At 65.8% G+C, this 21025-nt stretch carries 20 protein-coding genes; 19 read left to right on the top strand and 1 reads right to left on the bottom strand.

Annotation, left to right across the window (positions count from 1 at the left end; all coding sequences use genetic code 11):
* Positions 1-80: 80 nt before the first annotated feature.
* The 12 genes from F9Z44_RS18725 (at position 81) to F9Z44_RS18670 (ending at position 12255) form a co-directional block, all read left to right on the top strand.
* On the top strand, positions 81-554 hold the full coding sequence (locus F9Z44_RS18725; RefSeq protein WP_159608214.1) for an Lrp/AsnC family transcriptional regulator: 474 nt from the start codon (positions 81-83) through the stop codon (positions 552-554).
* A gap of 108 nt (positions 555-662) precedes the next feature.
* Positions 663-1412, top strand: a complete 750-nt coding sequence (locus F9Z44_RS18720) for a GNAT family N-acetyltransferase (protein WP_159608213.1) — start codon at positions 663-665, stop codon at positions 1410-1412.
* Between the two features lie 104 nt (positions 1413-1516).
* Positions 1517-2383 (top strand): HlyC/CorC family transporter, encoded by an 867-nt coding sequence (locus tag F9Z44_RS18715; protein ID WP_201449987.1) that lies wholly within the window; start codon positions 1517-1519, stop codon positions 2381-2383.
* 61 nt (positions 2384-2444) lie between these two features.
* Entirely contained in the window at positions 2445-4283 is a 1839-nt protein-coding gene (gene lnt / locus F9Z44_RS18710) for an apolipoprotein N-acyltransferase (RefSeq protein WP_159608212.1), read from the top strand.
* 127 nt (positions 4284-4410) lie between these two features.
* Complete coding sequence (locus F9Z44_RS18705) at positions 4411-5871, top strand: hypothetical protein (protein WP_159608211.1); 1461 nt, start codon at positions 4411-4413, stop codon at positions 5869-5871.
* 104 nt (positions 5872-5975) lie between these two features.
* A complete protein-coding gene (gene glyQ / locus F9Z44_RS18700) occupies positions 5976-6881 on the top strand; it encodes a glycine--tRNA ligase subunit alpha (protein WP_159608210.1) in 906 nt (301 codons plus the stop codon).
* 21 nt (positions 6882-6902) lie between these two features.
* Positions 6903-9035: a glycine--tRNA ligase subunit beta gene (gene glyS, locus F9Z44_RS18695; RefSeq protein WP_159608209.1), complete on the top strand. Its 2133-nt coding sequence runs from the start codon at positions 6903-6905 to the stop codon at positions 9033-9035.
* Positions 9036-9135: 100 nt separating this feature from the next.
* On the top strand, positions 9136-9720 hold the full coding sequence (gene gmhB, locus F9Z44_RS18690) for a D-glycero-beta-D-manno-heptose 1,7-bisphosphate 7-phosphatase (RefSeq protein WP_159608208.1): 585 nt from the start codon (positions 9136-9138) through the stop codon (positions 9718-9720).
* A gap of 9 nt (positions 9721-9729) precedes the next feature.
* Positions 9730-10479: a lysophospholipid acyltransferase family protein gene (locus F9Z44_RS18685; protein ID WP_159608207.1), complete on the top strand. Its 750-nt coding sequence runs from the start codon at positions 9730-9732 to the stop codon at positions 10477-10479.
* Between the two features lie 8 nt (positions 10480-10487).
* On the top strand, positions 10488-11378 hold the full coding sequence (locus F9Z44_RS18680) for a M48 family metallopeptidase (protein ID WP_159608206.1): 891 nt from the start codon (positions 10488-10490) through the stop codon (positions 11376-11378).
* 89 nt (positions 11379-11467) lie between these two features.
* Complete coding sequence (locus F9Z44_RS18675) at positions 11468-11869, top strand: MerR family transcriptional regulator (protein ID WP_056267588.1); 402 nt, start codon at positions 11468-11470, stop codon at positions 11867-11869.
* A gap of 20 nt (positions 11870-11889) precedes the next feature.
* Complete coding sequence (locus F9Z44_RS18670; protein ID WP_159608205.1) at positions 11890-12255, top strand: DUF1304 domain-containing protein; 366 nt, start codon at positions 11890-11892, stop codon at positions 12253-12255.
* A 4-nt stretch (positions 12256-12259) separates the two neighbouring features.
* On the opposite strand, the gene F9Z44_RS18665 is transcribed toward F9Z44_RS18670, so the two are convergent.
* The gene (locus tag F9Z44_RS18665; RefSeq protein ID WP_159608204.1) at positions 12260-12865 is read right to left on the bottom strand and encodes an IMPACT family protein; all 606 of its coding nucleotides are present in this window, start codon (positions 12863-12865) and stop codon (positions 12260-12262) included.
* A gap of 176 nt (positions 12866-13041) precedes the next feature.
* On the opposite strand from F9Z44_RS18665, the gene F9Z44_RS18660 reads away from it, so the two are divergent.
* The 7 genes from F9Z44_RS18660 (at position 13042) to trkA (ending at position 21023) form a co-directional block, all read left to right on the top strand.
* Positions 13042-13425 carry a PaaI family thioesterase gene (locus tag F9Z44_RS18660; protein ID WP_201450087.1) on the top strand — a complete coding sequence of 128 codons (384 nt, stop codon included), beginning with the start codon at positions 13042-13044 and terminating at the stop codon, positions 13423-13425.
* Positions 13426-13458: 33 nt separating this feature from the next.
* On the top strand, positions 13459-14640 hold the full coding sequence (locus tag F9Z44_RS18655) for an isovaleryl-CoA dehydrogenase (protein ID WP_159608202.1): 1182 nt from the start codon (positions 13459-13461) through the stop codon (positions 14638-14640).
* 29 nt (positions 14641-14669) lie between these two features.
* The gene (can, locus tag F9Z44_RS18650) at positions 14670-15329 is read left to right on the top strand and encodes a carbonate dehydratase (protein ID WP_159608201.1); all 660 of its coding nucleotides are present in this window, start codon (positions 14670-14672) and stop codon (positions 15327-15329) included.
* A 55-nt stretch (positions 15330-15384) separates the two neighbouring features.
* Positions 15385-17172 (top strand): bifunctional isocitrate dehydrogenase kinase/phosphatase, encoded by a 1788-nt coding sequence (aceK, locus tag F9Z44_RS18645; RefSeq protein WP_159608200.1) that lies wholly within the window; start codon positions 15385-15387, stop codon positions 17170-17172.
* A 33-nt stretch (positions 17173-17205) separates the two neighbouring features.
* Entirely contained in the window at positions 17206-18390 is a 1185-nt protein-coding gene (locus tag F9Z44_RS18640) for an acetyl-CoA C-acyltransferase (RefSeq protein WP_159608199.1), read from the top strand.
* An 18-nt stretch (positions 18391-18408) separates the two neighbouring features.
* On the top strand, positions 18409-19533 hold the full coding sequence (locus F9Z44_RS18635; protein ID WP_159608198.1) for an acyl-CoA dehydrogenase family protein: 1125 nt from the start codon (positions 18409-18411) through the stop codon (positions 19531-19533).
* Positions 19534-19631: 98 nt separating this feature from the next.
* Positions 19632-21023: a Trk system potassium transporter TrkA gene (trkA, locus tag F9Z44_RS18630; protein WP_159608197.1), complete on the top strand. Its 1392-nt coding sequence runs from the start codon at positions 19632-19634 to the stop codon at positions 21021-21023.
* Positions 21024-21025 lie beyond the last annotated feature (2 nt).

Genomic DNA, 21025 nt, shown 5'->3' with positions numbered 1-21025 from the left:
ATCGGTGCAGCGTGTCACGAATCCGGCGTTTTAGGGCGCTTCTCTTGTCCTCATTGCAGGAAACCTGCATAATTCGCCGTATGGAAGCACTGGACAAGCTTGATCGGCACATTTTGCGCAGCCTGCAGGCCGATGGCCGCGCCACCTACGACCAGATCGCCGAGGCGGTGGGCCTGTCGCCCAGCGCTGTGCTGAGGCGCGTGCGACGGCTCGAAGAGGCGCACGTGATCGACCGCTATGTGGCCCTGGTGCGTCCGGAAGCCGTGGGGTTGGGTCTCACAGCCTACGTGAGCGTGCGCCTGGAAAAACACACCGGAAGCGCCAAGCGCAACCCGATGGACCTGTTTCGCGCCAGCGTGCTGGCCTGGCCCGAAGTGGTGGAATGCGCGGCACTCACCGGGGAGATGGACTTTCAGTTGCGGTTGGTGGTGGCCGACATGGCCGCCTACTCGCGCTTCATCATGGAGACCTTGCTCAAACACCCCAGCGTGCAGGACTGCAAGACCAGTTTCGTGATGGACAGAGTGAAAAGCACGACCGCCTTGCCGCTTTAGATCTCGGCCCGGGGCGACCGGCGGTCGCTCGCCGCCCGCCCATCGGGATTCTGCGGGTTTAGGGATGTCAGTCCTTGTCGATATAGGGATAACCCGTACAGTTCAGCCATGGTCGATTCCGCTCGCTGGTTCAAGTCTGCAACGCCGCCCGCTCAAGGTGCGGCCAGCCCAGCCGTGCCCGCGCCGGCAGGTGCCGCGCGTGTAGCCGATGACCGTGCGTTCCCGTCCACCAGTGTCGTGGTGCCCATCCGCTCAATCGGCCCGGGCCAACGCGACCGCATCCTGGGCCACCTGCTGGCGCTGGAGCCGCACGATCGGTACCTGCGTTTTGGTTACGCCGCCAACGAAGAGCAGATCACCCGCTATGTAGATCAGCTCAATTTCGAGCGAGACGAACTCTTCGGCATCTTCAACCGCAATCTCGACCTGATCGCCATGGCCCACCTGGCCTTCTCGATCGATCCGCAGTACACCAGCTGTGCCGAATTCGGCGTGTCGGTGGCCAAGAGCGCACGCGGACGCGGCTATGGAAGTCGGTTGTTCGAGCGCGCGGTCATGCACGCGCGCAACGAAGGCGTGACGCAGCTGTTCATCCATGCCTTGTCGGAGAACACCGCCATGCTCAAGATAGCGCGCCATGCCGGCGCGATCATCGAGCGCGACGGCTCCGAGTCGGAAGCCCACCTGCGTCTGCCGCCGGCCGATTTTGACTCGCGCGTGACCGAGATGGTCAACCAGCAGGTGGCCCTCACCGACTACCACCTCAAGGCCCAGGCCAAACAGTTCTGGAGTGTGCTGGCCATGTTGCAAGACATTCGCCAAGGCGTGCGCGAAGCTCGCGAACGGGTCCGCGGCTGACACGCACGGTGGTGCCTTGGCGGCTTGGCGGCTTGGCCGCATTTTTGCTTTGGATCACCCGCTTGGGGTATCCTTTCGCACCGTTACAACCCCCCCAACCTTCAGTGGCCGAATCCCCTCCCAGTAGTGGGCCGCAGCGCAGCCTGCGGCATGCCGACAAACGTGGTTTCCTGCAAAAGCTCGCGGAGTTCATTCACCCCGGGCCGGATTCCAAGGACGAACTGATCGAGACCCTCGCCGATGCCGAGGACAACGACATCATCAACGCCGAGTCGCGGGTGATGCTCGAAGGCGTGATCCGCATCGCCGACATGACCGCTGGCGACGTGATGGTGGCCACACCGCGCATGGATGTGCTGGACATCGATGCGCCCTTTGACCAGTTGCTTCATCTGGTCATCGACACCGCGCACTCGCGTTTCCCGGTCTTTGAAGGTGAGCGCGAAAACATCATCGGCATCTTGCTGGCCAAGGACCTGCTCAAGCTGCAGCGTGCACCCGAGCTCAACATCCGAGCCCTGCTTCGCCCCGCCACCTTTGTTCCCGAGACCAAGGGGCTCAACGACCTCTTGCGCGAGTTCCGCGGCAACCGCAACCACCTGGCCATCGTGATCGACGAGTTCGGCCGCGTGGCTGGCCTCATCACCATCGAAGACGTGCTGGAAGAAATCGTCGGCGAGATCGAAGACGAATTCGACGTGGCCGAAGACGAAGGCGACATCTTCGGTCTGGCCGACAGCACCTGGCGCGTGAGCGGCGACACGCCGATCGAACGCATCAACGAATCCTTTGGCCTGAAGCTCCCGGAAGACGACTTCGACACCATCGGCGGCATGATCGCCCACGCCATGGGCCACGTGCCCAAGCGCGGCGAAGTCCACGAGCTCGAAGGCCTTCGCTTCACGGTGCTGCACACCAAGGGTGGAGCGGTGAAGTGGTTCAAGGTCGCGCCCATTCCGGCCGAGCCCTGAAGCCGCCCGGTCTATGCGCAGCCTGTTCGGATCGCTTCACACGCCGTCGAGCTTCAACCCGATGAGCCGCCGCCCTCCGGGGCGCAGTGCCCGAGGCAGCGGGTATTTCTGGTGGTGGATCTGCCTGGCGGGTGGTGTGTTGCAGGCGGCCTCCGTGGCATGGCCGTTCTCCGACTGGAGCTTGCCGGGCATGAGCGCTGGCCAGCCCAGTGGTTTCTGGCAGATCGTCTCGCTGTCCATGTTGGTGCTCGCCTTGCAGTACGCCACGCGCGTGGGGCAAGCGGCTTGGCGGGGCTGGGTGTTCTCCACCGCCTGGCTGTCCGGCACATTCTGGTGGTTGTTCATTTCGCTGCACACCTACGGGGGGCTGCCCGCCTGGCTGGCGGTGCTGGCGGTGGTGACGCTGGCGGGCTTGCTCTCCGTTTACTACGCCGTTGCCGTGGGCTTGTTGTGCAGTTGGGCCCCGGTCTCGCGCACGGCACAGGCGCTGTTGTTTGCATCGCTCTGGACCTTGGCCGAGCTGGCGCGTGGCCACTGGTTCACCGGTTTTCCGTGGGGTGCCGGTGGGTACGCGCAGGTGGACCTGATGGCGCCCTGGGCGCCGCTGGTGGGTGTCTATGGCATGGGTTTTCTGGCTGCGGTCCTGGCCTACGCGCTGGCCTCGCTGATTTCGGGTTTGTGGCGGCGCCTGAGCACCTGGATGGTGTCGCCGGTGAGCCTTCCGGTCGCGCGCCCCGCCACAGGCGCGCGCAGCGGTGCGCCCGGCACACGCGTGCAGGCGCGCGTGGTGCCCGGGCTCAGGGACGGCTGGTGGGGGTTGGTGCGCACAGGTCTCCTGCTGCTGGCGGTGGGGGGCCTGCTCCTGAGCATGGTGGGCGGTGGTCAGGCCTGGCGAAACCTGGGCCAGCGCGGGACCGCCAGCGCCGGTGAGCTGCGGGTGTGGCTGCTGCAAGGCAACATCCCCCAGGATCAGAAATTCGAACCCGGTACCGGCATCGCCCAGGCCTTGTCCTGGTACCCACAACAGATCGGTCTGGCGGTGGAGGCCGCGCGCACCAACCCGACCACCGGGCCGCAACTGGTGGTGGCGCCCGAAACCGCCATTCCGCTGCTGCCCAGCCAGTTGGGCGCCGAGTTCTGGAAGCCGTTGCTGGGAGGGCTGGCTGGGCAAGCGGCCGGTGGCACCAGTGCGTTGATCGGCCTGCCGCTGGGCAGCATGGAGCAGGGCTACACCAACTCGGTCTGGGGCTTGAGCCCGGGCGCAGCGGCGCGAGCCCGCGACAGGCTCGAGCTGCCCGGCGCACTGGGCGCGGGCATCTACCGCTACGACAAGAACCACCTGGTGCCGTTCGGCGAATTCATTCCGCCGCTGTTTCGCTGGTTCACCGATCTGATGAACATCCCCCTGGGTGACTTCAATCGAGGTGGCCTGGCCCAGCCTTCGTGGGCGGTTGCCGGACAGCGCATTGCGCCCAACATCTGTTTTGAAGACCTGTTTGGTGAAGAGCTGGCGGCGTCGTTCGGCAGTGACGTCACCGCCCCCACCGTGTTGATCAACCTGAGCAACATCGCCTGGTTTGGCAATTCGGTGGCCATCGACCAGCACCTGCAGATTTCCCGGCTGCGCGCCATGGAGCTGGGCCGCCCCATGCTGCGGGCGACCAACACCGGGGCCACGGCCGTGATCGACCACACGGGCGTGGTGACGCACCTGCTGGAGCGGCTCACGCGCGGCCGGCTGGAAGCCACCGTGCAAGGGCGCAGCGGCATCACGCCCTACGCTCAGTGGACCGCGCGCTGGGGCCTGATGCCGCTGTGGATCGGTTGCCTCATGCTGGTGCTGGTCATCGCCTCGCTGCGCAGCCTGGGCCGCCGCGGCGGACGCACCCGCCGGCGCTGAGCGCACGCGGGGTGCATCAGCCATTCGACAGGAATCGCTCACCAGTCCATCAAACGCCGCGCCGGATGCCTTGGTACAACTCAAGGCCCCCCAGCATGTTGGCGGGGAATCCTTGAGGGAGCTCTCCATGGCGTCATCCATTCCGTTCGACCATCCCTCGCTGGTGCTGGGGCACGTCGTCAACACCGAGCTGCTCAGCCGGCTGGAGAAGATCGCAGGCCTGCAGGCCAAAACCGATGCCGCATTCGAGCGCATGAACTCGTTCATTGCCATGCGGCGCGGGCTGAGCATGACGATCAACGAGCTGGTCAGCCTGGGTGTGGACATCACCGACCTCAAGGCCCGGATCGTGGAGCTGAACACACACGTGAGCGACGCCGCGCGCGACTACATGACGACGCGCATCACCAACGACACCGGCGTGCAGCAGTTGCGCGAAGAGGTGGCGGCCATCGAAAACGTGACGGGACTGGAAAGTCCGCTGGACTTCACGGGTGTGACGGTCGAGCGGCTGCCGCTGGCTTCAGACTCGATCAAGATTGATCTGCAGTACTTTTCGTATGGCAGCAACGACGACAGCAGCGCGACGGCGATCTCCAACATCGAGAGCGCGATCCGGGAGTCGACGGCGGCGCTGGGCTCCGCAGCGCGGGATGTGCCCAAAGCCGCTGCGGCGCAGGTGCATCAACAGCTCAAGAGCCACAGCCTCGTCGGCACGATCGTGATCACCGCCAGTGCGACCCACCGCTCCTCGGCCATGCTGCAGCCGCTCACGCTCGACGTGGACAAGGCGGTGGACGTGTGGAACAACGTGCACAGCGCAGCGGGCGAAGGCATCAACACCACCGATCTGGCCTCGATGATCAAGATCTCGGAAGCGCAGGGCACCGACGTAGATGCCAACAACCTCACCTTGCTCACGGGCGCGAACTATGGCTCCAGCTTCATCGGCATGGTGCACATGGTCAACAACGAAGTGACCGGCACCGGCCTGGACGCCGATCAGGAAGATGCGATGCAGGAACAGCTGCGCATGGGCGGCTGGCTCAAGGCGGCCACGGGCGGCTTCGGTGTGGACGAATCGGTGCTCGACAACGTGCGCAAGCTGCTCAGCACGCAAAACGTCTCCAGCCACGTCAACCTCATCGTGCTCGGCAGCGTGCCGTCGCTGGTGTCGTCCCAGCTGCGCATGGGCGTGGCGACCTTGCTCGACGACCCGCAACGCGCGGGCGCCAGCGTTCAGGGCCAGCCGCACGAATCGCGCCAGACGTCGAGCTCCCTGGCCGAGAAGTCGCTCAAGGGCGGCCAGCAGGCGGCCATGCAGAGTGGCCTGACGCAAAGCGTCATCCAGGGCCTGGGCGCTATCGACCACGGCAGCAACAAGATCGTTGACCTCAACACCTTGATGAACGCCTTCGACAACTACATCACCCAGGCCTCAAGCGACAAATCGGTGGGCATTCCGATCAGCTTCTTCTTCAAGAAGATCTCCAAGGCCCACATCGCCCGCTTGTGGCTCGACAAGTACTTCGCCATGGCCAAAACCAAGGGTGAACCGGCCGCCGCCAAAAACGCGCCGGGGAAGTGACCGGGCGCGCCCGGCCAGGTGGGGCGCGCCCGTAAAATCCGGGGTTTGCGCAGCCGTGGTCGGCGCGCTCCCTCTTCCTTCTGCGCGACCCCCGCGCCAGCTCCATGTTGACCTTCCAGCAAATCATCCTGACCTTGCAGTCCTATTGGGACAAGCAAGGCTGCGCCCTGCTCCAGCCCTACGACATGGAAGTGGGTGCTGGCACCAGCCACACCGCCACCTTCCTGCGCGCGCTCGGCCCAGAGCCCTGGAAGGCCGCCTACGTGCAGCCCAGCCGCCGCCCCAAAGATGGCCGCTACGGCGAGAACCCCAACCGCCTGCAGCACTACTACCAATACCAGGTGGTCTTGAAGCCCGCACCCAGCAACATCCTGGAGCTCTACCTCGGCAGCCTGGAAGCCCTGGGCTTCGACCTGAAGAAGAACGACATCCGCTTTGTGGAAGACGACTGGGAGAACCCCACGCTGGGCGCCTGGGGCCTGGGCTGGGAGGTGTGGCTCAACGGCATGGAAGTGACGCAGTTCACCTATTTCCAGCAGGTCGGCGGCATCGACTGCAAGCCCATCACCGGCGAGATCACCTACGGCCTGGAGCGCCTGGCCATGTACCTGCAGGGCGTGGACAACGTCTACAACCTCAAATGGACCGACACGCTGAGCTACGGTGATGTCTACTTGCAGAACGAGAAGGAACAGTCGGCCTACAACTTCGAGCACTCGGACGCCGACTTCCTGTTCACCGCCTTCGCCGCGCACGAGAAACAGGCCAAACACCTGATGGAGCAGCAGCTCGCGCTGCCCGCCTATGAGCAGGTCTTGAAGTGCGCGCACAGCTTCAACCTGCTGGACGCGCGCGGCGCCATCAGCGTGACCGAGCGTGCCGCCTACATCGGCCGCATCCGCAACCTCGCGCGCGGCGTGGCCCAGAGCTACTACGAGAGCCGCGAGCGCCTGGGCTTCCCCATGGCGCCGCGCGAGTGGGTGGACCAGATGGTGAAGAAGGCCGCGTGAGCGCCCGGAGAAAGAACAAGAATGACCGCACAGAACCTGCTCGTTGAACTGTTTGTTGAAGAACTGCCCCCCAAGGCATTGAAGAAACTCGGCGACGCCTTCGCCACCGTGCTGGCCGACCAGCTCAAGGCCCAGGGCCTGGCGCCGACGGACGCGGTGGTGACCGCCTTTGCCTCGCCGCGCCGGCTCGCCGCGCACGTCAGTGGTGTGCTGGCGCGCGCGGCCGACAAGGCCGTGTCGCAAAAACTCATGCCGGTGAATGTGGGTCTGGACGCCAGCGGCCAGCCCACTCCCGCGCTGCTCAAGCGCCTGGGCGCGCTCGGCGCCGATGCGTCAGCGGTGGCCGGCCTCAAGCGTGCGCCCGACGGCAAGGCCGAGGCGCTGTTTTTTGAAAGCGTGGCGCCCGGCGCAGCTTTGGCCGCAGGCCTGCAGAAAGCGCTGGACGAGGCCCTGGCCAAGTTGCCCATCCCCAAGGTCATGAGCTACCAGCTAGAGACCGATTGCGAACTGCCCGGCTGGAGCAGCGTGCATTTCGTGCGGCCGGCGCACGGGCTCGTGGCTTTGCACGGCAGCAGCGTCGTGCCGGTGAAGGCGCTGGGGCTGAGCTCGGGCAACAGCACACAAGGCCACCGTTTTGAAGCGGCGGTATCGCCCGTGGTTCTGAAGGACGCCGACAGCTACGCCGCCACGCTGGTGAAAGACGGCGCCGTGATCGCCTCGTTCGCCGAGCGCAAAGCCGAGATCGCGCGTCAACTCGCAGCAGCCGCCGCGAAGGTGGGTGGGGGCTGCCAGCCCATTGAAGACGATGCGCTGCTCGACGAAGTGACCGCGCTGGTCGAGCGGCCCAATGTGCTGATCTGTGAGTTTGAAAAGCAGTTCCTCGGCGTGCCGCAGGAATGCCTGATCCTCACGATGAAGGCCAACCAGAAATACTTTCCGCTGCTCGACGCGGCCGGCAAGCTGACGAACCAGTTCCTGGTGGTCAGCAACATCAGCCCCGCCGATGCGAGCGCGGTGATCGGCGGCAACGAGCGCGTGGTGCGTCCGCGCCTGGCCGATGCGAAGTTCTTTTTCGACCAGGACCGCAAAAAGACGCTGGCCTCGCGCGTTGAAGGCCTGGGCAAGGTGGTCTATCACAACAAGCTGGGCACGCAGGGTGAGCGTACGGAGCGGGTGCGCGCAATTGCGCGTGCGATTGGCCAGCAGCTTGGTGGTGATGTGCTCGCCAAGAGCGCCGACACCGCAGCCCAACTCGCCAAGACCGACCTGCTCACCGACATGGTGGGTGAGTTCCCCGAGCTGCAAGGCATCATGGGCGGCTACTACGCGCGCCACGACGGCCTGACCGACGACATCGCGTTTGCGATCGAGGACCACTACCGCCCGCGTTTTGCCGGCGACGAGCTGCCGCGCAGCATGGCGGGTGTGGTGGTCGCGCTGGCCGACAAGCTGGAGACGCTGGTCGGCATGTTCGGTATCGGCAACGTGCCCACCGGAGACAAGGACCCGTTTGCGTTGCGGCGGCATGCCTTGGGCGTGATTCGCATGTTGATCGAGAAGGACCTGTCGCTGGAGCTGCCCAGGTTGCTCGATGCGTGTTACGGCGCGTTTGGCGACAAACTCCCAGCCGTTCGGACCGAGCCTGTCGAAGCCCTCGCCAGCTTCATCTACGACCGCCTGGCCGGCAGCCTGCGCGAGCAGGGTGGTACCGCGCAGGAAGTCGACGCCGTGCTCGCCTTGAAGCCCCAGCGCCTGAGCGACGTGCCCAAGCGCCTCGCCGCCGTGCGCGCCTTCGCCGCGCTCCCCGAAGCTCCCGCACTCGCCGCCGCCAACAAACGCATCGGCAACATCCTGAAGAAGTCGGAAGGCGAGGGCGCTGCCGTCCAGCAAGCGCTGCTGGTCGAGCCCGCCGAACAAGCTCTCTTCGCTGCCATGCAGACCACCGTGCCGACCGCCAACACGAAGTTCGACGCCGGCGACTACACCGCCAGCCTGCAAGCGCTTGCCGCCCTGCGTGCACCGGTCGATGCCTTCTTCGACGGCGTCATGGTCAATGCCGACGATCCGGCACTCAAGGCCAACCGCCTCGGCCTGCTCAAGCAACTGCACGACGCCATGAACCGCGTGGCCGACCTGTCGCGCCTGGCTGCATGAAGACCCCCACGCTCCGCCGCTTCGCGGGTCGCTGCCCCCCTGGGGGGCGCGGCCTTGCTTGGGGCGGCCCTGCGCTGCGTCCCTCCTCCGGAAGCCACCCATGAAACTCGTCATCCTCGACCGCGACGGCACGCTCAACCGCAGCCGCGACGACTACGTCGCCTCGCCGGACGAGTGGGAAGCGCTGCCCGGTGCGCTGGAAGCGGTGGCGCGGCTCAACCAGGGCGGGTGGCGCGTGGTGCTGGCGACCAACCAGTCCGGCATCGGGCGCGGCCTGTTCGACATGGCCTCGCTCAACGCCATCCACGCCAAGATGCACCGCAAGCTCGCGGCCGCCGGGGCACGGGTGGATGCGGTGTTTTTCTGTCCGCACGCGCCCGACGAGGCCTGCGGCTGCCGCAAGCCACTGCCGGGTCTGTTCACCCAGATCGGCGAGCGGTATGGCGTCTCGCTGGCGTCGGTGCCTGCTGCGGGCAACGCGCTGCGGCATGTGAAGGGCGCAGCGGCCGCGGGATGTCCGGCGCATTTGCTGCTCACGGGCCAGTCCGAGCATTTGCGCGATCGTCTGGGGCTGGGCCTGGGCGCTGATCTCACCGCGCTCGCGCCCGACCTGCCGCCCGGCACCCACACACACGACGACCTCGGCGCCTTTGCCGACTGGCTGCTTGCGCAGTCCACGAACTGAACGGCCTCCATGTTTCTCCTCAACCTCTTGCGCTCGATCCTGCACACGCTGTTCATGGCGGTGACGGTGGTGCCCTGGGCGCTCGCGGTGCTGATTGCCGCGCCCTTTCTCAACAGCACGCAGATCTACTGGATGTGCGCCGGCTGGCTCAAGCTGGCGGTCAACGGTGGCACTTTCATCCTCGGCATCAAGAACCATGTGATCGGGTTCGAGAACCTGCCGGTGGGAAGCACCGCGCCGGCGGTGTTGCTGGTCAAGCACCAGTCCACCTGGGAGACCTTCTGCATGCCCGCGCTCATGCCGCACCCGCTGGCCTATGTGTTCAAGAAAGAACTGCTCTACGTGCCGTTCTTCGGCTGGGCCATGGGTCGCATGGACATGATCCACATCGATCGCAGCAAACGCGCCCAGGCCTTCAACAGGGTGGTGGAGCAAGGCCAGCGCCTGCTCAACCAGGGCACCTGGGTGATCATGTTTCCCGAGGGCACGCGCATCCCGCGCGGACAGAAGGGCAGCTACAAGAATGGCGGCACGCGCCTGGCGGTGGAGACCGGCGCGCCGGTGATTCCGATCGCCGTGACCTCGGCCAAATGCTGGCCGCGCAAGGCATTCATCAAGCAGCCCGGCACGGTGGAGTTCTCCATCGGCAAGCCGATTCCCAGCGCCGGCCGTGAGCCCGACGAGCTGATGCGCGAGGTCGAGGCGTGGATCGAAGCCGAGATGCGTCGGCTGGACCCGGACGCCTACCCCCAAGGCTGAGCCCCGACATGCAGCGCTTCCTTCAGCTGGCGCTCGATTTCCTCGGTGGTCCCGACCCCGAGCCGCTGCGGCCCGCGCCCCAGCCGCCGGCGGTGGCCGCTGCGCCGGCATTGCCGATGAGCCAGGTGTTTGAGCCCGCGGCCTGGCACCACCCGCGCGCCAACCGGATGCTGCGGCTGGGCTCCTGTGAGGTGGCCTACGAGTTCAAGCGCGGCAAACGCCGCACCATCGGCCTGTCGGTGAGCCCGGACGGCCTGAGCGTGAGCGCGCCGCGCTGGACGCCGGTGGGCGAGGTCGAGGCGCTGCTGCACGACAAGTCGGCCTGGGTGCTGGAGAAACTGCAGAACGCCCGCGAACGCGCCGGCGAAATGGCGCAGGCCCGCATCACCTGGGCCGATGGCGCCGAGTTCGACTACCTGGGGGCGCGCCTGCGCCTGGTGCTCGACCCCGCCCACGGCTTCACGCAGGTGGGAGCGGTGTTCGAGGCCGCTGCCGCGCCCGATGCGCTGGCCACGTTGCGCCTGGGGCTGGCGCGCAACGCGGGTGAGTCGCAGATCCGCGACGCAGCGCAGGCCTGGCTGATGAAGCAGGCCAAGGCCTTGTTCGCCCAGCGGCTGGACCACTTTGCGCCGCAGCTTGGAGTGCGTTACACCAAGCTGCGGCTCTCAAGCGCCGGCACGCGCTGGGGCAGCGCAAGTGCCGACGGCACCATCCGCCTGAACTGGCGGCTGATCCACCTCAAGCTGGAGATGGTGGACTACGTGGTGGTGCACGAACTCAGCCACCTGCACCACATGGACCACAGCCCGCAGTTCTGGGACGTGGTGGCCAGCGTCATGCCCGACCATGCGCAGCGGCGCAAGGCGCTGCGCGGCGCCGCTGTGCCGCTGGGCGAATGACTCGGCGAGTGAGTGGGCGCTTGCGACGGTGATTCCGTTAAGATCGCCGGATGACGTTGACGTAAACGTCAATCACAGGGCACGAACCCATGGCGACGAACCCGACTTACACCATCAGCGATCTGGCGCGCGAGTTCGACCTCACCACCCGCGCCATCCGTTTCTACGAAGACATGGGCCTGCTGCAGCCGCAGCGCGAAGGCCCGGGTGGACGCAACCGGGTCTACACCTCGCGCGACCGCACGCGCCTCAAGCTCACGCTGCGCGCCAAGCGCCTGGGCTTGTCGCTGACTGAAGCCAAAGACATCATCGATATGTACGACAGCCCGCGCGACACCGGTCCGCAGCTGCGCAAGTTCCTCACCGTGCTGGCCGACCACCGCCGCCAGCTCGAAGAGCAGATGGCCGACCTCGTGGCCAACCTCGACGAAGTGAAGGTGCACGAGAAGGAAGCGCGGGCCCTGCTGGGCAAGGTGGAAAAGAAGGCTTGAGTTCATTCACTGGAGTTGCCATGTCCCTGATCGCCCACACCGTCGTTGCCCTGGTTGCGCTGCTGCACGTCTACTTCCTTGTGCTCGAGATGTTCCTGTGGGACAAGCCAGCCGGATTGCGTGCTTTTGGGCAGACGCCCGCGTCGGCCGCGGCCACCAAGGTGCTCGCCGCCAACCAGGGGCTCTACAACGGCTTTCTGGCCGCGGGCCTGCTGTGGGGCTTGTGGCTGGGGCCCGAAGGCTTTGGCGTGAAGGTGTTCTTTTTGTTGTGCGTGCTGGTCGCCGGCCTGTATGGCGCGGCCACCGCGAGCCGCAAGATCCTGTACGTGCAGGCGCTGCCGGCGGCGGTGGGTCTGGTGTTGGTGGTCCTGAGCCGCACGGCCTGAGGCGTCAGCCGGTTTCACCGTCTTCGGTGTGCCGCCACAGCACCCGGCCTTGCCCGGCGTCGTTGATGCGCGCCACCAGTGCAGCGGCGCGAGATTCGGGCACACGCACCGTGGCGTCCACCCCTTCACCGTGCTGCACCTCGGCCAGCATGGCGCCGAAACCATCGAGCTCACGCCGCAGCCAGCCCTCAAGCGCATAAGGCAACACACAACGCAGCACCTGCCAGCGGATCACCGGCACTTTGTCCGCGTTCAACAAGGCCTGGGCCACGCTGTCTGTGTAGGCGCGCACCAGCCCGCCCGCGCCCAGCGGTGTGCCGCCGTAGTAACGTACCACCGTGGCCAGCACACCTTCCAGGTCCTGGTGGCGCAGAACTTCGAGCATCGGCCGTCCGGCTGTGCCACCGGGCTCGCCGTCGTCGTTGGCGGCCGAGTGCCCACCGGCCATGAGCGCCCAGCACACGTGGGTGGCGCCGGGGTGTTCTGCGCGCAGCGCGGCCACCCGCGCCAGGGCCGCCACGCGGTCGGCCACCGGTTCCACGCAGCCGATGAAGTGGCTTTTCTTGAGGATCTGGTCGCTGTGGACCGGGGCGTTCAGGGTGAAGGGCATGGCGGCTCGAGCATAGCCCTGCACCAACGCCTCTGAAATTGACGTTTACGTAAACGTCAACGTAGAATCCAAGGCTCCTTCCACGCACCGAGACCGCCGTGAACCTGCCTACCTTCGAACCTCGAAATCCCGACTTTGAAGCCCGCGTGCGCGAGAGCTTTGCCCGCCAGGCGGCCATGCGCACCCTGGGCGCGACGCTCGCGGTGGTCAAGCCCGGGCAGGTGGAGATCACGCTGCCGTGGGCCGAGCCGCTGACCCAGCAACACGGTTTTCTGCACGCCGGCATGGTCGCCACCGCGCTCGACTCCGCTTGCGGTTACGCCGGGTTCTCACTGATGGCATCCGACGCCGCGGTGCTCACCATCGAGTTCAAGATCAACCTGCTGGCGCCTGCGCAAGGTCAGAGCTTCCGCATGGTCGGCACGGTCATCAAGCCCGGACGCACCGTCACGGTGTGCGAAGGTCAGGCCTGGGCCATCGACGGTGGGCGCGAAAAACTGGTCGCCACCATGGGCTGCACGCTCATGGCCGTGGTTGGCCGCGACAACATCCAGGGCTGAAGCCCGTTCACCCATTCCTTGGAGACACGACCCATGACCAACCTGCCCGGCCTCAATTTCCAGCTCGGCGAAGACATCGACGCATTGCGCGACGCAGTGCGCGACTTCGCGCAGGCCGAGATCGCACCGCGCGCGGCCGAGATCGACCAGAACGACCAGTTCCCCATGGACCTGTGGCGCAAGATGGGCGATCTGGGCGTGCTCGGCATCACCGTGGGCGAAGAGTACGGCGGTGCCAACATGGGCTACCTGGCGCACATGATCGCCATGGAAGAGATCTCGCGCGCCTCGGCCAGCGTGGGTCTCTCGTACGGCGCGCACAGCAACCTGTGCGTGAACCAGATCAAGCGCAACGGCAGCGAGGCCCAGCGCGCCAAATACCTGCCCAAGCTCATCAGCGGCGAACACGTGGGCGCACTCGCCATGAGCGAGCCCGGCGCCGGTTCGGACGTGATCAGCATGAAGCTCAAGGCCGAGGACAAGGGCGGCTACTACCTGCTCAACGGCAGCAAGATGTGGATCACCAACGGGCCTGACGCCGACACCATGGTGGTCTATGCGAAGTCGGAGCCTGAAATGGGTGCGCGGGGGGTGACGGCCTTCATCGTCGAAAAACGCATGAAGGGCTTCAGCACCGCGCAAAAACTCGACAAGCTCGGCATGCGCGGCAGCCACACCGGCGAGATGGTGTTCAACAACGTCGAGGTGCCAGTCGAGAACATCCTGGGCGGCCTCAACAACGGCGCCAGGGTGCTCATGAGCGGCCTGGACTACGAGCGCGCCGTGCTCACCGGCGGGCCGCTGGGGATCATGCAGGCCGTCATGGACAACATCGTCCCCTACATCCACGACCGCAAGCAGTTCGGCCAGAGCATTGGCGAGTTCCAGCTCATCCAGGGCAAGGTGGCCGACATGTACACCGTGCTGCAGGCTGGCCGCTCGTTCGCCTACACGGTGGCCAAAAACCTCGACCTGCTGGGCGCCGAGCACGTGCGCCAGGTGCGCAAGGACTGCGCCTCGGTCATCCTGTGGTGCGCGGAAGAGGCCACGAAAATGGCCGGCAACGGCATCCAGATCTTTGGCGGCAACGGCTACATCAACGAGTACCCGCTGGGCCGCCTGTGGCGCGATGCGAAGCTGTACGAGATCGGTGCCGGCACCAGCGAAATCCGCCGCATGTTGATTGGCCGTGAGCTGTTTGCCGAGACCTGCTGAGACACCACCCGACACCCTAAGATCGCGCCATGACTTCCGAACTCAAAGACCTTTTCGAGCGCAACCGCGTCTGGGCCGCCGACATGGTGGCCGCGCGCCCCGGCTTCTTCACCGACCTGCTGGCCCAGCAGAGCCCGCAGTACATGTGGATCGGCTGCTCCGACAGCCGTGTGCCGGCCAACCAGATCACCGGCCTGGACCCGGGCGAGGTGTTCGTGCACCGCAACGTGGCCAACGTGGTGGTGCCGACCGACCTCAACTGCCTCTCCACCATCCAGTACGCGGTTGACATGCTCAAGGTGCAACACCTCATGGTGGTGGGGCACTACGGCTGTGGTGGCGTGCAGGCCGCGCTGCGCGATGTGCGCGTGGGCCTGGCGGACAACTGGCTTCGCCACATCAAGGACGTGCGCGACCGGCACTCGGCCTTGCTCGAAGCCACACCCGAGCAACACCGCGCCGATGTGTTGTGTGAGCTCAATGCCATCGAGCAGGTGATGAACGTGGCGCAAACCACGGTGGTGCAGGACGCCTGGGCGCGTGGGCAGCCGCTCACGCTGCACGGCTGGGTGTACGGCCTGCGCGACGGCCTGCTGCACGACATGCACATGACGGTGGACAACAAAGAGCAGATCGACGCCGCCTACCGCTCGGCCGTGTCCGGCGTGGGCTCGGTGCGCCAGAGCTGAGCGGCGGCAGCACCCCCCGTTCACGCCCCGACGGGACCGCGCTGCAGATCCACCCATGTTTCCCCAGCGCCTCGACTCGACCCTGGCCTACGCGATTGCCAAGGCCATGATGGACGGCTTCAACCGGCACTACCGGTTGTTCCGCACGGAATCGGCGCGGGCCAAGCACCGCTTCGAAACCCGCGACTGGCTCGGTCAGCAGCGCGCGCAGCGCGAGCGCATCGAGTTCTACGACCTGCGCGTCAAGGAATGCGTGATGCGGCTGACGAAAGAGTTCGGCGCCGACGCGCAGCCCATGGACGTGTGGGAGCAGGTCAAGCTGCATTACATCGGGCTGCTGGTGAACCACCACCAGCCCGAGCTGGCCGAGACCTTCTTCAACTCGGTCACCACCAAGATCCTGCAGCGCGCCTACTTTCAGAACGACTTCATCTTCGTGCGCCCCGCCGTCTCCACCGAGTACATCGAGAACGAGGAACCCAGCGCACGGCCCACCTACCGTTGTTACTACCCCGCGGCCGAGACCATGCAGGACGAGGCGCTGCGCATGCTCCAGGACTTCGACCTGCGCGTGCCGTTTGAAGACCTGGCGCGCGACGCCGGGCTGGTGCTGGATGCGATGAAGCGGCACTTCGACCACGTGAAGCTGCGCGCCAATTTCCAGTTCCAGGTGCTCTCGGGGCTGTTCTTCCGCAACAAGGGTGCGTACGTGGTGGGCAAGATCATCAACGGCTTCCAGGAGGTGCCGTTTGCCCTGCCCATCCTGCACAACACCGACGGCCGGCTGGTGGTGGACGCCGCGCTCTTCGGCGAAGACGACCTGCTGATCCTGTTCAGCTTCGCGCGCGCCACCTTCATGGTCGACATGGAGATACCGAGCGCCTACGTGCAGTTTTTGCGCAGCCTGATGCCGCGCAAACCGCGCGCCGAGTTCTACAACGCGCTGGGCCTGGCCAAGCAGGGCAAGACGCTGTTCTACCGCGACTTCCTCTTCCACATGCGGCACAGCACCGACAAGTTCCGCATCGCGCCCGGCATCAAGGGCATGGTCATGCTGGTGTTCGATCTGCCGAGCTTTCCGTTCGTGTTCAAGGTCATCAAGGACTTCTATCCGCCGCAGAAGGACACCTCGCGCGAGCAGATCCGCGGCAAGTACCTGCTGGTCAAGCAGCACGACCGCGTGGGCCGCATGGCCGACACGCTGGAGTTCTCCGAGGTGGGATTTCCGCGCGACCGGTTCACCGACGAGCTCATCGCCGAGATCCAGAAGTTCGCGCCCAGCCAACTGGAGATCAGCGACCGCGATGGCGATGGCACGACCGAGGTGGTCTTGAAGCACTGCTACATCGAGCGCCGCATGATCCCGCTCAACATCCACCTGCAGGAAGCCTTCGACGCGGGTGCCCATGCGCAGATCGAGCACACGGTCATCGAGTACGGCAACGCCATCAAGGACCTTGTGGCGGCCAACATCTTTCCCGGCGACATGCTGTGGAAGAACTTCGGTATCACCCGCCATGGCAAGGTGGTGTTCTACGACTACGACGAGATCGAGTACATCACCGACTGCAACTTCCGCCGCGTGCCCGCGCCGCGCACCGAAGAAGACGAGATGTCGGGCGAGGTCTGGTACACGGTGCACAAGCACGACGTGTTCCCCGAAACCTTCGGCCCCTTCCTGCTCGGCAACCCCGTGGTGCGCGAGGTGTTCATGAAGCACCACGCCGACCTGCTCGATGCCGCCTTCTGGCAATCACACAAGGAGCGCATTGCCGCCGGCCATGTGTTCGATGTTTTCCCATACGAGCGCGACCGGCGTTTCCTCGCCCACGCGCTGGCCTGACCCCTTCTTCCACCACTTCCAAGGAGATTCACCATGTCCCAAGACGCAATCGTCATCGTCGGCGCCGCCCGCACCCCCATGGGGTCGTTCCAGAGCGACTTCGCAAGCCTCTCGGCCCACGACTTGGGTGGCGTCGCCATCAAAGCGGCGGTGCAGCGCAGCGGCGTGGACCCGGACCAGGTGGACGAGGTGCTGTTCGGCAACTGCCTGATGGCCGGCCAGGGTCAGGCGCCCGCGCGTCAGGCTGCGTTCAAGGGCGGGCTGCCGAAGTCGGCCGGTGCGGTGACGCTGTCCAAGATGTGCGGCTCGGGCATGAAGGCCACCATGCTCGCGCACGACATGATCGCCGCCGGCAGCGCCACCGTGATGGTGGCTGGCGGCATGGAGAGCATGACCAACGCGCCCTACCTGATGCTCAAGGGCCGCGGCGGCTACCGCATGGGCCACGACAAGATCTACGACCACATGATGCTCGACGGCCTGGAGGACGCTTACGAAGCGGGCCGCTCCATGGGCACTTTTGGTGAAGACTGCGCCGCCAAGTACAGCTTCACCCGCGAGCAGCAGGACGCGTTCGCCATCGCCTCCGTCACGCGCGCCAAGGCCGCCACCGAGAGCGGGGCCTTCGCTGCCGAGATCACCCCCGTGACGGTCAAGGACCGCAGCGGCGAGCGTGTGGTGAGCACCGACGAAGGCCCGGGCAAGGTCAAGCTCGACAAGGTGACCAGCCTCAAGCCTGCGTTCAAGAAGGACGGCACCATCACCGCCGCGTCCAGCTCGTCCATCAACGACGGCGCCGCCGCGCTGGTGCTCATGCGCGAGTCCACCGCCAAGGCCCAGGGCCTCAAGCCGCTGGCGCGCATCGTGGCGCACAGCACCCACGCCCAGGAACCCAACTGGTTCGCCACCGCCCCGGTGGGCGCCACGCAGAAGCTGCTGGCCAAGACCGGCTGGAGCGTGGCTGACGTGGATCTGTGGGAGATCAACGAAGCCTTCGCCGTGGTGCCCATGGCGCTCATGACCGAGCTGAGCATTCCGCACGAGAAAGTCAACGTCAACGGCGGAGCGTGCGCGCTGGGCCACCCCATCGGCGCCAGCGGCGCGCGCATTCTGGTCACGCTGCTGCACGCGCTGCAGGCGCGCGGCGGCAGGAAAGGTGTGGCAACCCTGTGCATTGGTGGTGGTGAAGCCACCGCCATGGCGATTGAACTGGTGTAACCCGGACACGACCTGGCCATGCTGAACCAAGACCAACTCATGATCCGCGACGCGGTGCGCAGCTTTGCCCAGGAGCAGCTCTGGCCGCATGCGGCGAAGTGGGACAAGGAGCACCACTTCCCGACCGACGTGCACAAGGGCCTGGCCGAGCTCGGCGCCTACGGCATCTGCGTGCCCGAGGCGCTGGGCGGCGCGGGGCTCGACTACGTGACGCTGGCCGTGGTGCTGGAAGAAATCGCCGCCGGCGACGGCGGCACCAGCACCGCGATCTCGGTCACCAACTGCCCGGTCAACGCGATCCTCATGCGCTACGGCAGCGCGGCCCAGCAGGAACAGTGGCTGCGCCCGCTGGCCGCCGGCCAGATGCTGGGCGTGTTCTGCCTGACCGAGCCGCATGTGGGCTCGGACGCCTCGGCCCTGCGCACGACGGCGACGCGAGAGGGCGACGAATATGTCCTCAACGGCGTCAAGCAGTTCATCACCAGCGGCAAGAACGGGCAGCTCGCGATCGTGATCGCGGTGACCGACAAGGGCGCCGGCAAGAAGGGCATGAGCGCCTTCGTGGTGCCCACCAGCACCCCGGGCTATGTGGTGGCGCGGCTGGAAGACAAACTCGGCCAGCACAGCAGCGACACCGCGCAGATCAATTTCGACCACTGCCGCATCCCGGCCGAGAACCTGATCGGCGCCGAGGGCGAGGGCTACAAGATCGCGTTGTCCGCCTTGGAAGGCGGACGCATCGGCATTGCCGCGCAGAGCATCGGCATGGCGCGCAGCGCGTTTGACTGTGCGCTGGCGTACTCCAAGGACCGCTCAAGCTTCGGCCAGCCGATCTTCAACCACCAGGCGGTGGGGTTTCGATTGGCGGACATGGCCACGCAGATCGAGGCGGCGCGCGCCCTCACGCACCATGCGGCGGCGTTGCGCGATGCGGGTCAGCCTTGTTTGAAGGAAGCTGCGATGGCCAAACTGTTTGCCAGCGAAATGGCCGAGGCGGTTTGTACTGCAGCCATTCAGGTGTTTGGTGGGTACGGTTATGTGAGCGACTTCCCGGTGGAGCGCATCTACCGGGATGTGCGGGTGTGCCAGATTTACGAAGGCACGTCGGACATTCAGAAGATCATCATTGCACGAGGATTGTGACCCCCTGCGCCGCTGACGCGGCTTCCCCCTGGGGGGTGACGCCGCAGGCGGCGCAGGGGGTGTCTTGAGCCGCGGCGCGGGGGGTACCATCCCCCACCATGAACATCATCATCCTGGGCGCAGGCCGAGTCGGAGAGAGCGTCGCCGAGAGCCTGGTCTCCGAGCAGAACGACATCACGGTGATCGACATGGATCCGGCGCGTCTCAGGATGCTGGAGGAGCGGATCGACCTGCGCGGTGTGGTGGGCAACGGCATTCAACCCTCGGTGTTGCGCGAAGCCGGGGCGAAAGACGCCGACATGGTGATCGCCTGCGCCGCCAACGACGAAACCAACCTGGTGGTGTGCAAGGTCGCGCACGACATCTTCAACGTGCCCAGCACCATCGCCCGGCTGCGCTCGCCCGAGTTCGCCGAGGGCGACGAGCTGCTGGGCCGGAACGGCTTCGCGGTGGACCACGTGATCTGCCCTGAAGAGTCGGTCACGCGCTACATCCACCAGCTCATCAGCTACCCCGAAGCCTTGCAGGTGCTGGAATTTGCCGACGGCCGCGCCAGCCTGATCGCCATCCGCGCCACGCATGGGGGTTCGCTCGTGGGCCACACCATCGGTGAATTCCGTGAGCGCTTCCCCCATGCCGAGATGCGCGTGGTGGCGCTGTACCGGCTCGACACCGAGATGGAGGCCACCAAGTCCACGCGCATCCTCGCGGGCGACGAGGTGTTCGTGCTGGCCGACACGCAGAAGATCCGCTATGTGCTGGGGGCCATCCACAACATCGACAAGCCGGTGCGCCGCATCATGATCGCCGGTGGCGGCAAGGTCGGGCTTCGCCTGGCGCGTTCGCTGGAGGGCCAGTGCCAGGTGAAGATCATCGAGCATGACCTCAGGCGCTGCGAGTACCTGGCCAGCCAGGTACCGTCGGGCATGCTGATCCTCAATGGCGATGGCGCTGACGAAGACCTGCTGCTCGAAGAGAGCGTGGGCGAGATGGACATGTTCCTGGCGCTCACCAGCGACGACGAGGACAACATCATGTCGGCCATGCTGGCCAAGCGCATGGGCGCCGGACGGGTGATGGCGTTGATCAACCGCCGCGCTTACGCCGACATGATGCAGGGCAGCACCATCGACATCGCGATTTCGCCGTCGCAGACCGTCATCGGCGAGTTGCTCACGCACCTGCGCCGCGGTGATGTGGCGGCGGTGCACAGCCTGCGCCGGGGTGCGGCCGAGGCGCTCGAAGGCATTGCGCGCGGCGACGTGAAGACCAGCAAGCTGGTGGGCCGCCGCGTTGAAGAGCTCAGGCTGCCCAAGGGGGTGCGCATCGGCATCATCGTGCGCGGCGAGGGACGCAAGTCGGAGGTGCTGATGCCGCACCACGATACGGTGATCCAGGCCGACGACCACATCATCATGTTCATCCCGAACAAGCGCCTCGTGCGCGAGGTCGAGCGCTTGTTCCAGGTGGGCGCCACCTTCTTCGGCTAGAC

Source organism: Hydrogenophaga sp. PBL-H3, assembly GCF_010104355.1.
GTDB lineage: Bacteria > Pseudomonadota > Gammaproteobacteria > Burkholderiales > Burkholderiaceae_C > Hydrogenophaga.
This window is presented reverse-complemented; position numbering and strand designations above follow the sequence as displayed.

Bases quoted from the DNA above. Each gene is read 5' to 3' on its own strand.
- F9Z44_RS18725 (WP_159608214.1), top strand. From the start codon at position 81: ATGGAAGCACTGGACAAGCTTGATCGGCACATTTTGCGCAGCCTGCAG.
- F9Z44_RS18720 (WP_159608213.1), top strand. From the start codon at position 663: ATGGTCGATTCCGCTCGCTGGTTCAAGTCTGCAACGCCGCCCGCTCAA.
- lnt (WP_159608212.1), top strand. From the start codon at position 2,445: ATGAGCCGCCGCCCTCCGGGGCGCAGTGCCCGAGGCAGCGGGTATTTC.
- F9Z44_RS18705 (WP_159608211.1), top strand. From the start codon at position 4,411: ATGGCGTCATCCATTCCGTTCGACCATCCCTCGCTGGTGCTGGGGCAC.
- glyQ (WP_159608210.1), top strand. From the start codon at position 5,976: ATGTTGACCTTCCAGCAAATCATCCTGACCTTGCAGTCCTATTGGGAC.
- glyS (WP_159608209.1), top strand. From the start codon at position 6,903: ATGACCGCACAGAACCTGCTCGTTGAACTGTTTGTTGAAGAACTGCCC.
- gmhB (WP_159608208.1), top strand. From the start codon at position 9,136: ATGAAACTCGTCATCCTCGACCGCGACGGCACGCTCAACCGCAGCCGC.
- F9Z44_RS18685 (WP_159608207.1), top strand. From the start codon at position 9,730: ATGTTTCTCCTCAACCTCTTGCGCTCGATCCTGCACACGCTGTTCATG.
- F9Z44_RS18680 (WP_159608206.1), top strand. From the start codon at position 10,488: ATGCAGCGCTTCCTTCAGCTGGCGCTCGATTTCCTCGGTGGTCCCGAC.
- F9Z44_RS18675 (WP_056267588.1), top strand. From the start codon at position 11,468: ATGGCGACGAACCCGACTTACACCATCAGCGATCTGGCGCGCGAGTTC.
- F9Z44_RS18670 (WP_159608205.1), top strand. From the start codon at position 11,890: ATGTCCCTGATCGCCCACACCGTCGTTGCCCTGGTTGCGCTGCTGCAC.
- F9Z44_RS18665 (WP_159608204.1), bottom strand. From the start codon at position 12,865: ATGCCCTTCACCCTGAACGCCCCGGTCCACAGCGACCAGATCCTCAAG.
- F9Z44_RS18660 (WP_201450087.1), top strand. From the start codon at position 13,042: ATGCGCACCCTGGGCGCGACGCTCGCGGTGGTCAAGCCCGGGCAGGTG.
- F9Z44_RS18655 (WP_159608202.1), top strand. From the start codon at position 13,459: ATGACCAACCTGCCCGGCCTCAATTTCCAGCTCGGCGAAGACATCGAC.
- can (WP_159608201.1), top strand. From the start codon at position 14,670: ATGACTTCCGAACTCAAAGACCTTTTCGAGCGCAACCGCGTCTGGGCC.
- aceK (WP_159608200.1), top strand. From the start codon at position 15,385: ATGTTTCCCCAGCGCCTCGACTCGACCCTGGCCTACGCGATTGCCAAG.
- F9Z44_RS18640 (WP_159608199.1), top strand. From the start codon at position 17,206: ATGTCCCAAGACGCAATCGTCATCGTCGGCGCCGCCCGCACCCCCATG.
- F9Z44_RS18635 (WP_159608198.1), top strand. From the start codon at position 18,409: ATGCTGAACCAAGACCAACTCATGATCCGCGACGCGGTGCGCAGCTTT.
- trkA (WP_159608197.1), top strand. From the start codon at position 19,632: ATGAACATCATCATCCTGGGCGCAGGCCGAGTCGGAGAGAGCGTCGCC.